Raw genomic sequence first — 10,848 nt, 5'->3', positions numbered from 1 at the left:
TACTCTGTCCTTTCAGTTCTGTTTGAACCGCTGGATTTACTATAGCAAAAGGAATGGGATTTGTGAAAAATTCGGCAAATTTGGAACCGTTTCTGGCAAAACTGGTAAGCATATGAACTTTAAATCAATCTAATATTTCAATCTCTGTCTCTGCATTTCCAAGCTTAGATTCAGCTTTCACAACTACTTTACCAGCTCCAACCTCTGGACGGATAATTGCCAAGGCTTCTCCATAATAAGTATCTGTCTCATTGCTCTGGTAGCTTTCCGGATAATATGGGCAGGCGCTACCAAATGCCAGAAGCTCGCCACCTTCTACTGTAAGCTGGATTCGACCTCTTACCAGCGGTTTTGTCTGACCATTTTCGTCTGTATAGCGCATTCTCACATAGCAAAGATCGGTGTCTGCATTCACACGAGTAAGCTCTGGTTCTGCCACAAGAATCGTCTCTTTTCCAGCTGTTGTCAGTGTCCTTTCTGCAATTATATTGTCATTTGCATCATAGGCAACAGCCTTGATTTCTCCATTCTGATAGGTTATATCAAAAAATACCTTGCAGTCATTTTTCGGCTTCTTAGTGCCTACACACTTACCGTTTATATACAGCTTCACATGATCTGCACGGGTGTAAACTTCTACTTTTGCAGCATTTCCGTCACAGCCCTCCCAGGACCAGCTTTCCATAGCATTGGTCATTTTCCATGCAGAAGGAGAATGGGCATCCTTTGTGTGATCAACCGGCATAACTGCAATTGCCAGATCCTCCAGTTCAAAGGCGACTCTGGTATATGCCATCTCGCCAAGAGGCTTTCCTGTGAGATCAATCCGGCCGGATCCGGCACTTACCCAGCCACAGCCACCATCAAAACGAGGTGCATAATCCTTATATTCCCATGCGCCGATTCCAACCTCACCCAGATAATCCTGAGCAGCCCAGACGAAATCACCAATGATACGCTTATCACGTTTTGCTTCCTGCATAAATCTGTAGGCATCTGCACAGAAGGTTTCACTTCCAAGAATAATTCGCTTGGGATACTTCTTTAAGTCATGATGGTAACGCTTGATTCCATAGTTATATCCTGCCACGTCCATATTGGCATATGCATCTCTTGTTTTCACATCACAAGGATAAAGAGTTGCTCCTATTTTCATGAATCCGGCACCAAAAATCCCGGCTACCGTGTTATAAAATTCACTTCCCACAGCCTTTTTCTTCTTGGCATTCTCAGCAGCTTCATCTGCTTTTTTATCACTGTACACCCCAAATCCCATAGAGCTTAAGAAGTTAAAAAAGATATTGATTCCGCAGCTTACAGGACGGGTGGAATCCAGCTCATGAAGTCTGTCTGTAAGGGATTTTGTAAGGGCAATTCCTTTTTTCTGCGCAGTCTCAGACACTTCATTTCCTGTAGAATACATGATCACAGATGGATGATTATAGTCCTTATCCACCATATCTTTTAAGTCTTTTCTGTAGTTATCCAGAATCTCATCTGCATAGTCATACTTTGTTTTATGGATATACCAGCCATCAATATATTCGTCCATTACAAGCATTCCCATTTCGTCACAGGCACGAAGAAGTGCTTTGGAACATGGGTTATGTGCAGAACGGATTGCATTATAGCCAGCGTCCAGAAGAATGCGGATTTTACGGCGTTCTGCAAATTCATACGCACATGCACCAAGAAGACCGTTATCGTGATGGATACAGCCACCTTTTAACAGGACACGTTTTCCGTTGATACAGAAGCCCTCTTCCGGAGTACAGCTTACTACACGGATTCCAAAAGTTTCTTCCTGAATATCCTCGCCGAAGGTTACGCGGCAGGTATAAAGATTTGGTGCATCCGGGCTCCACAGGTTCGCTCCCGGAAGAGCAATTTCTCTGGAAAATTTACCATCTGCCTGGAGAATTTCCAAGGCGATGATCTTATCTGATGCTTTGTCAGAATTTTGAACAGTTGGTTGTACTGCATTTTCGTCAATACACGGCTCTATGGTCTCGTCTGTCTGGCCTGCACTTTCGCCAGCCACAGCTTTTCTGGTAACAATCTGTTTCTCCAGAATCTCCACTTTCACCTCGCCGGCAGCATTCGGCCATGCCTCCACGCGGATCTTCGGCTCCTTATAATCCAGTGTAGTGATCTTCACACTGTCAAATCTCAGATGGTTTTTCGGCACTGTATACAGCCACACCGGACGGTAAATTCCGGTACCGGAATACCAGCGGCTGTTTGGCTGATCGTGGTTGATCACTTCCACGCGGATCACATTCTCTTCCCCGAATTTTACATACTTGGTGGCATCTACATAGAATCCGATATATCCATAAGAATGATAAGCCACTTTTTCGCCGTTGAGATATACAGTTGCCTTACGGTAAACGCCCTCAAATTCCAGTATCACTTTCTCGTCCTTCGCTTTCTCTGGAAGGATAAATGTTTTCTCGTAAGTGTAATCCTGCGCCTCATACCATCCTATATTCACACCGCCGGCACTTGTCTCGCTTCTCTCATCCAGCTGCATGGCATCATGCGGAAGAGTCACTGCAAATGCCTTTTCTTTCTCTCCGGTTCTGTAGCATACCCAGTTTTCGTTAAATGACTGCTTCATGATTTCCTCCTGAAATTTTCTATAATTTTCGTTTAATTTAAAATTCCCAACTATATCTCAGTCGCTATTTTCTACCCGTATTTTACCAAATAAAAAGCAGGCTGCCATATTTTAATCGCAACCTGCCCGAAAACACACGTAAACTGTGAAAAAAGCGGATTGCTGTTCTCCCAATTCACAGCAACGTGTTTCCCGCTAAAAAATCTTCTGTAAAAAATTATACAACGCCAGATGCCAGTTTCCCATAGAATGATACCGCATTGGAAATACATCAAAACAGGTATTTACACCAGACCGCAATCTGGGTTCTATATCCAGCAGAGCCTGGTAATCCTGAACCTGTCCAGGCAGGGCGAAGTCGAAGTTGCCGCTTGCCACATATAAATAATGAATTGGCAGTTCTGCAAAATCGCCTGTCTGAATGGTATCTTCAAATGCAGTCCTGTCTGTCCTGCTTCCGCTGAATGCCCCGAACCATGAAAAATAATCCAGACTCTGACACAACGCAGAATGATACATCGTTACCGCCCCTCTTGACAAACCGGCAAATGCTCTGTGATCCCGGCTCTCTGCGAATCCCTCATCATCTGCCGATTTTGCATATGTAGAATAAACGGATTCAATCTCAGGCATCAGATCATTTCGCAGCTCCTTTGCAAAAGAATAGGTCAGCTGATCCAGATCATCTGCACAGTCATCTTCCACATAAAAAGTCGGTGTCACCACAATCAAAGGCTCAATATCTCCATCTGCAATCATATTATCCAGCATAGTTTTGTTATACGGATTTGTTTTCAGCCAGTATTTTTCATCATCACCTGTTCCATGCATCAGATACAGAATATTGTACTCTTTCTCCTCGCTGTAGCCATAAGGCAGATATACATAAGCTGTCTTTTTCACGTCCCGCTCATCAGTAGCATATGCCTTGGTATCGTACACTACTTCTTCCACAGTTCCCGCCTGTTCTGATTCTTCCGCATCATATTTCGCCGGAACTGCCCACAGCTCATCCCGGGCCTGTCCCTGCGCCTCATGCCCTGCCTCATACCTTACTTTCCAAAATCCTAGGAAACCTGCCAGAATTAAAACAGCTGCCAAAAGCGGCAAAACTGCCACACGCCCCACAGGGATTTTTTTCCCGATCATTACTGCGATTCCCAGGATTCCTCCCAGCGCCGCAATAATACTCTCTACCAGAAACAACCAGTTAAAGTAATAAGTGCTGGTAGAAAAATTAGTATTAAAATACAAAACAAAAGCTGCCGCTGCAATCACCAGATACAGAAAAGGCATTTTGCTTTTCCATGCCATATACGCCACCAGCATAAAAGTCACCGCAATCATACTGAATGTAATAAATGCTGTCTTATCTCCCAGAATTGCAAACCGGACAATATCAATTCCGGAAAGTAACACCAGAATAACTGCGGGAATCCGGCTGATCCGGTTCCACATTTTTTCATCTGCTGTCTTCTCAATTTTCTGTTTCATCATTTCTCACTCCTACATTTTCTTCAAATACATTATCACATTTCGCAAAACATTTCCTGCAAAATCCGCAATTTGCAGCCCAGAAACCGCCAACTGCGTTACTGTTCACTCCGTTCACAGAAACACGCTTCGCCGAATCTTCCCTGTGAACAGCAACCACGCCGTGCACAATCATTTTCCCCTCAAATGAAGATAACAGATTTCTTCTTATTTTTCAGCATTCTGGCAAATACAGACATCTTTTGGGCAAAAAAATACCGGGAACAGCTCTATAAATTCTAAAATTTAAAGAACCATTCCCGTTTTTAGAAGGAATTTCAATTATAGATTGCCGCGGTCGCACTGCGCACCCCAGATCACTCTTTCACCGCACCGGAAGTCATACCGCCCACAATATATTTCTGGCCAATCATATACACGATCACAACTGGAATACAGGTAAGCACAATATCCGCAAAAATATAATTCCAATAGCTTTTATTCTTTCCAAAGAACTGATAAACTGCCATGGTCATCGGGAACATTTTGCTCTTGCTTGACAGATACAACGGAGTCAGGAAATCGCTCCACACACCCATAAACTGCAGGATAAAACAGGTTACCATAGTAGGCTTCAGAAGCGGCATGATGATCTTGAAAAACAGGCTGATAGGACCTGCGCCATCAATAACTGCTGCCTCGTCCAGTTCCACAGGAACAGAAACCACAAAGTTGCGGATGGTGAATACACAGAACGGAATCATGGCGCTGGTAAACACCATAATAATTCCCTGTCGTGTATCGTTCAGATGAAGAGTGCTTAATACTCTCACCAATGTTACATAGTTAACCGGGAAAAACAGTCCGCAAAGTACGAAATAATATAAAAATACATTTAATCTGGTACGCTTACGGCACATTACAAAGGCAGCCATTGCACAGAGCACAACACCAAGAGTGGTTGCAACCAGTGCGTAAAGTAAACTGTTTGAAAATCCCTGGAGCAGATTTCCTTTGTCGATAACCTCGGTGTAATTGGAAAACAACCATTCTTTCGGAAGGGCAAGACTCATTCGGGAAGCCTCGCCTTTACTCTTGAAAGAGTTTATAACTACCATATAAAAAGGCAGGATAACGGTCAGGCACAGCAGGATGCAGACCAGATGTTTCAGCAGATTCTGAACTTTTTTCTTTGTCATTGCTGTACCTCCTGTTTTCCTAAAGTTTTAACAATTACAACACCAGCAATTGCCGTGATCAGAAGCAGAATACTGTTCAAAGCAGAAGACATACCGTACTGGCCTCTGGAATAAAGCTGGAATGCGTAAGTGGTAAGAACCTCTGTTGCATGTCCAGGGCCACCATTTGTCAGAACGTAAACGATATCAAATACCTTCAGGCCATAGGTAATACCAAATACCAGGTTGATCATGATGGCGCCGCTGAGCATTGGAAGTGTCACATAGCGAAGTCTCTGCCAGAAGTTTGCTCCGTCGATCTCCGCTGCTTCATAGTAGGATCTCGGAATGGTATTCAATCCGGCGAGGAAAATCGTCATTACATAACCAATACCTCTCCATGCATCCACACCATAAATGGATTTCCACACAACCCCAAGATCCGAAAGCCATTTCTGTTTCAGGATACCAAGATGCAGTGCATCCAGGATTGCATTAAGAAGACCGTTGTTATAGTTTAAGATAGACTTAAAAACAAGACCGATAATAACAAATGGAAGAATGGACGGCAGATACAGTAAGGTTCTGTAAAGTCCTTTTCCCTTCAGTCCTTCCTGAAGCATGATGGCAATCAGAAGTGCCGGGATCAGCTTCACAATATTGGAAATAATGGTAAATTTTAATGTATTTCCAATACCGCTTAAGTAATCCTTATTTGATGTAAAAATCTCTTTAAAATTGTCCAGTTCCACAAAATGGACACCATTTAATACACTTCTTGAATTCCAGTCTGTGAATGAATATGCAACACCCATTATACTGGGAAGCAGGAAAAAGATAATGTACAAAGCCAGCGGCAGTATCAGAAACCACTGTGGATAAATTTTCTTCTTATTCAAAGGCGATACCTCCCCTCTATCAAACAGTGCGAAGGAATCACTCCTTCGCACTGAAGATATACCCTTATTAAATATCTTATGCTTAAATAATTATGTCAATTTCTTACCGGAAAACTTTATTTAGTTCCAGTTTGCATCGCCAACTGTCTTGGCAGCCTCTGCACGGTTGGTGTCCATATTTGCAAGAACGTCATTTGCTTCCATTTCGCCCTGGCAGAATGCAACCATATCCTGACCAAACTGCATCCAGTAATCGTTTGTATATTTTGTGCCGGTCTGCAGAACAGATACGCTCTTCTTACTGTCATCTACTGTTGCAAGGAACTCTTCTTCCTCTGGCAGCCAGTGTTGCTCAATTGCATCATCGTTCATATCAACGTTTGTGTATGCAGGAGAGTTGTCAAGGATTTCCTGAAGACTCTCTGTGGTTGTAACAAAATTGAAGAATTCTTTTACAAGATCCTCATGCTCTGTTCCCTTGTAACCAAACATGGTAGGTCCAGCCGGGTTGGTCGGATACCAGGTGTTATCGCCAAGTGGGATCAGGAACATACCAAACTCATCCTCTGTGCCTGTGTCATCTTTGATCTGCTGAATGTAACTGGAGTTTGCCATAGCCATTGCAATGTTTCTGTCGCCAAATTCATTTGTCAGGTTGGTGCTGTCAGTTCCAATCCAGTCCTCTCCGAAATATCCTGCATCGGAAAGCTCTTTGAACTCGTTCAGAACCTCAAGCATTTTCTCATTGTCAGCAAATGTAGCCTGATTTGTATTCAAAGCATCGTAAAGTCCTGGTGTAGCTTCTTCGTAAACACCACCGATCTGGAAGAATGCCAGCTGATGCTGCCATCCATCTGCACCTGGCATAAACCATGGAGTAATTCCCTGTTCTGCGATCTTAGCGCAAAGGTCTTTCAGCTCTGCATAAGTAGATGGTATCTCCCAACCATTCTCTTCGAACAATGTTTTGTTATAAACCATTACATATTCTGGTGAATTGTGCCAGATCTGAAGTCCGTATAATTTATCATTGTATACACAGGATGTTTTTCTTGCTTCCGGCATAAGATCTTCCCAGGAAGCTCCTGTGAAATCAATACAGTATTTCTCTGGATCAACGATTGTAGACTCGATTGCAAATGGGTTAGACTGAATCCAGAAAATATCTGCGCAGGAATCAGTAGCCAGTTTGGACTGAAGCAGGTCAGAATACTGGTCAGCCGGAATAGTCTGAAGGTCAACTGTTACACCATAAGTATCTTCAAAACGCTCGATTGTTGCATCATATCTGTTATCCATCCAGCCTGCTGATACCAGAATACTCAGTTCCTCACCGGAAAAATCTGCAGTCTCCTCTGCAAATACGGTAAGTCCGCTTGTCATGGACGCGATCATTGCTGCTGCACAAGCCACTGCCACAAAACTCTTTCTTTTCATTTACATATCCTCCTTTTAATAAAATGGCATTTACCTCATTCAGGAATCTCCGCTGATTCCTCTGTTCTTTTGATGATATTATTTTATCAGCCAGATGCTTTTTAATCCATGGATATTCTTACTTTCAATTTGTACTTTTTTCACCACATATTATACTTTTTTCACATAAGCTTATGTTTCTTCGAAAAGTCACCCGAAATTCTTATATATATTTTCTCTGTTTTCGAGCATTTATTTGTACTTTTTAAACAAATATGATATACTGATTTTTAATGTTTCACACATGGATTTCTGCATCTGCTTTCATAATATAGTCAGCAGCGCGGGCAAAACAATTACAGGAGGTATCGCCAGATGAAATCACGCAGTTTACAATCCAAGCTTTTTTTTGCCTATATCAGTCTGGCCTGCCTGATTCTTTTTTCTTTTGCTGTTTTTTTCTATGCTTTTGTTTCCAGACAGCTCAAGCAAAGTCAGATCAGTGCCATGAACACTCTCAATTCCAGCTTTCAGACTCAGGTAGATTCCGCGATCCGCAATCTGGATGCAGTATCTGTAAACATTAACTACAGCAATCAGTCAAAAACCATTCTGGACAATTCCTTCAACTTAAATATTTCCAGCAACATGCTTTCTGCCATGTCTGATTTGTTTATTTCCCTTTCCGGAACCGAGCTGAAGGCAGATCAGGTAAATCTCTATGATTTTTCCGGATATGTTCTGGAAGCCGGCATCTCAACTATAGTCAAAAAGACGGATGGCTCAAAGGATGAGTGGATTGAGGTCGCCCGTGAACTGGAGGGAAAAAAAGTCCTTACTCCACCCTACTGTACCAGAGAATATACAAAAACAGCCACCTATGACCAGTGGTTTATTTCCCTGTACCGATCCTTTAATAATCAATATAAACGTGGCGTGGGTGTGATTGAAACAGCCAAGCAGTGCAAATCTGTTTTTAAAAGTATCATCACTTATAAAAAAAAGAACCATGAAGATGCTGCCAGCATCTATGTTTTTGACAGCAATGGCGATCTGATCTATCCCTACGATATTTCCCAGGAATACAAAGCAGCACTTCAGCCCTACTATGAACTTACCAAGGGAGATGATTCAGCCCTCACTTTTATCAGTCCTCTTACAGGAAAAACAGAGTATGCAGCAGAGGCCGTATCCTCTTATACCGGCTATACCTATCTTACAGTTCAGCCGGAATCTGTAGTTCTGGCTCCGGTTTACAATCTGCTTCGTATTCTTGCGGCAATTGTTGCGCTGTTTCTGACAATCTCCATCTTTATTTCCTACCGGCTTTCCCGTTCAGTCGTAAAACCGGTAAAGCATCTGAAGCATATTATTCAGCGCATGGAGCTTGATACACTTGGACAGGAAAAGGTAACTGCATATCCGGTTTCCGTTAATGAACTGGAAGAGCTCTACCAGGCCTTTCAGCTGATGAGCGACAATCTGAAGGATTCCATGGAGCAGCTGAATCAAGCTAAGGAGCAGGAAATGAAAGCCAGAAGCATGGCTTTGCAGACACAGATCAATCCTCATTTTTACTACAATACCTTGTCCAGCATTATAGTTCTGGCAGAGAACGGAGATTCTGAGACCGTGGTAAAAATGTGCCGGAATCTTTCCCGGATCATGCGTTATATTACCAATACCACAGAGACAACGGTCACTTTAAAGGATGAACTGGATTATGTACAGAAATATCTGTATTGTATGAAGGTCCGTTATCAGTCCAGCCTGAATTACAGCATCCATGTAGATGAAAGCCTTCTTTCCCAACCAGTCCCCAAGCTGATCATCCAGCCTATTGTGGAAAATGCCATTCGCTATGGTTCGAACTGTGCACCGCCATGGAACATTTCGATCACCAGCGTGGTCACGGAAGGAAGCTGGCAGATTGAAGTAACGGATTCCGGTCCTGGCTTTACAGAGGAAGCCAAAGAGAGGATCACTGCCAACATTATGAAAGCCATTCAGAATCCGGGACTTCCGGAACTAAAAATAAATGGGCTGGGAACTATAAATGTGTATCTCAGATGGAAAATATTCTGTAAAGGAGACATTATTTTCAGATATGGAAATACCGCTGATGGGCACGGAATCGTGTCTATTGGACGGTATTTTTCCAAGACAGCTAAATCAGCAGATGAAACTGACTGCATAAGTGAATAAGCAAGGAGGAATCAAAACAGTATGACGTACACTGTCATCGTTGCGGAGGATGAAGAACTTCTGCTCACAAATCTTGTCCAGAAAATCCAGAAAGCGGATCCGGATTTTCTGGTGGCAGGAACTGCACAAACAGGCGATCAGGCTCTGGCTCTGGTAGAAAAGCTCAGCCCTGATCTTGTAATTACGGATATCCGTATGCCTGTGATGGATGGAATCACCCTGCTCACAAAAGTAAGGGAGCAGTTTCCATTTACTAAATTTATTATCACCAGTGGATTTTCAGATTTCGAATATGCAAAAAAGGCCATCACTTTAAAGGTTTCTGATTATCTGCTGAAGCCAGTTGATTCAGAGGAGCTTAAAGAAGCTCTCTCCAAGATCAAACAGGAATTTCAGATTGCCGGAAATGATTACGAAGAGGTGTTTAATGCCCGGACTGCTGCCATGACACCAACTCAGATCGCCACATTACTGAAAGATTTCATTGTAAAAAACTACAGCGAGGACATTAATCTGAACCTGATCGCAGATAACATGAACTACAGTCCCAGCTACCTGACCAAAATTTTCTGCCAGGTCTACGGTTGTACCCCGTCCAAATATCTGATCACCCTGCGCATGAGCCACGCCCAGCGTCTTCTGGTCCATGAGCCTGGTCTGTCCGTGAAACAGATCGGGGAAATGTGCGGCTATCATGATCAGGGATATTTCAGCAGAATTTTTAAGAAACATACAGGTAAAAGCCCGTTGGAATTCCGGGGGTAAAGCTTTGAAGACCGGCAGGGATTGTTCCCTGCCGGCCTTCTGACACGCTCTAGAGCGTGTTTGAAAAAGGCTTTCTGCAAGATGTGCGTCACAATTTGTGGGAGATTTCGCCCGGATGAGGGCGCCGTAGCGGGCTACAGCAACCAAATTCGGGTGAAATATACCGCAAAGCGGGGCGTACAGATTGCGGGAATGATTTTTCAAACAGGCTCTAGTATAGTATCCATCTAGTAATAATAGTTTACAGTTACTTGCTTTTTTGCTATACTCCATTCAAAAAACAGTTCTGGAG

Annotated in this window: 8 protein-coding genes and 2 pseudogenes; 3 read left to right on the top strand and 7 right to left on the bottom strand. The window is 43.0% G+C overall.

The window, feature by feature from the left end:
• Window positions 1-124 precede the first annotated feature (124 nt).
• The 6 genes from I2D69_RS11025 to I2D69_RS11000 all read right to left on the bottom strand — a co-directional run bounded on the left by I2D69_RS11025 (window position 125) and on the right by I2D69_RS11000 (window position 7,607).
• The gene (locus tag I2D69_RS11025; protein ID WP_207741811.1) at window positions 125-2,620 is read right to left on the bottom strand and encodes a glycoside hydrolase family 2 TIM barrel-domain containing protein; all 2,496 of its coding nucleotides are present in this window, start codon (window positions 2,618-2,620) and stop codon (window positions 125-127) included.
• 195 nt (window positions 2,621-2,815) lie between these two features.
• Window positions 2,816-4,117: an alpha/beta hydrolase-fold protein gene (locus tag I2D69_RS11020; RefSeq protein WP_173734770.1), complete on the bottom strand. Its 1,302-nt coding sequence runs from the start codon at window positions 4,115-4,117 to the stop codon at window positions 2,816-2,818.
• Window positions 4,098-4,289, bottom strand: coding sequence for a hypothetical protein (locus tag I2D69_RS11015; protein ID WP_173718073.1), 192 nt, complete (start codon window positions 4,287-4,289; stop codon window positions 4,098-4,100). Before I2D69_RS11015 ends, I2D69_RS11020 begins: the two co-directional genes overlap by 20 nt.
• Window positions 4,290-4,470: 181 nt before the next feature.
• Complete coding sequence (locus tag I2D69_RS11010) at window positions 4,471-5,292, bottom strand: carbohydrate ABC transporter permease (protein ID WP_173734771.1); 822 nt, start codon at window positions 5,290-5,292, stop codon at window positions 4,471-4,473.
• Complete coding sequence (locus tag I2D69_RS11005; RefSeq protein ID WP_226815705.1) at window positions 5,289-6,170, bottom strand: sugar ABC transporter permease; 882 nt, start codon at window positions 6,168-6,170, stop codon at window positions 5,289-5,291. Before I2D69_RS11005 ends, I2D69_RS11010 begins: the two co-directional genes overlap by 4 nt.
• A gap of 120 nt (window positions 6,171-6,290) precedes the next feature.
• Window positions 6,291-7,607, bottom strand: coding sequence for an ABC transporter substrate-binding protein (locus tag I2D69_RS11000; RefSeq protein WP_118577574.1), 1,317 nt, complete (start codon window positions 7,605-7,607; stop codon window positions 6,291-6,293).
• A 354-nt stretch (window positions 7,608-7,961) separates the two neighbouring features.
• Between I2D69_RS11000 and I2D69_RS10995 the strand changes: the two genes are divergently transcribed.
• Together I2D69_RS10995 and I2D69_RS10990 are read left to right on the top strand one after the other, a co-directional pair.
• The gene (locus I2D69_RS10995) at window positions 7,962-9,791 is read left to right on the top strand and encodes a histidine kinase (RefSeq protein ID WP_195379908.1); all 1,830 of its coding nucleotides are present in this window, start codon (window positions 7,962-7,964) and stop codon (window positions 9,789-9,791) included.
• Between the two features lie 21 nt (window positions 9,792-9,812).
• Window positions 9,813-10,556 (top strand): response regulator, encoded by a 744-nt coding sequence (locus I2D69_RS10990; protein ID WP_173769864.1) that lies wholly within the window; start codon window positions 9,813-9,815, stop codon window positions 10,554-10,556.
• A 93-nt stretch (window positions 10,557-10,649) separates the two neighbouring features.
• Here the strand turns inward: I2D69_RS10990 and I2D69_RS21090 are convergent.
• Window positions 10,650-10,700 (bottom strand): annotated as a pseudogene (locus I2D69_RS21090) (DUF6783 domain-containing protein); the annotation flags it as partial.
• Between I2D69_RS21090 and I2D69_RS21085 the strand changes: the two are divergent.
• Window positions 10,677-10,787 (top strand): annotated as a pseudogene (locus I2D69_RS21085) (DUF6783 domain-containing protein); the annotation flags it as partial. The pseudogenes I2D69_RS21090 and I2D69_RS21085 overlap by 24 nt on opposite strands.
• Window positions 10,788-10,848 lie beyond the last annotated feature (61 nt).

It is taken from the genome of Ruminococcus sp. D54t1_190329_F1 (assembly GCF_015551645.1).
GTDB lineage: Bacteria > Bacillota > Clostridia > Lachnospirales > Lachnospiraceae > Blautia_A > Blautia_A faecis.
The sequence above is the reverse complement of the archived record's forward strand: the minus strand, read 5'-3'. Positions and strand labels throughout refer to the sequence as shown.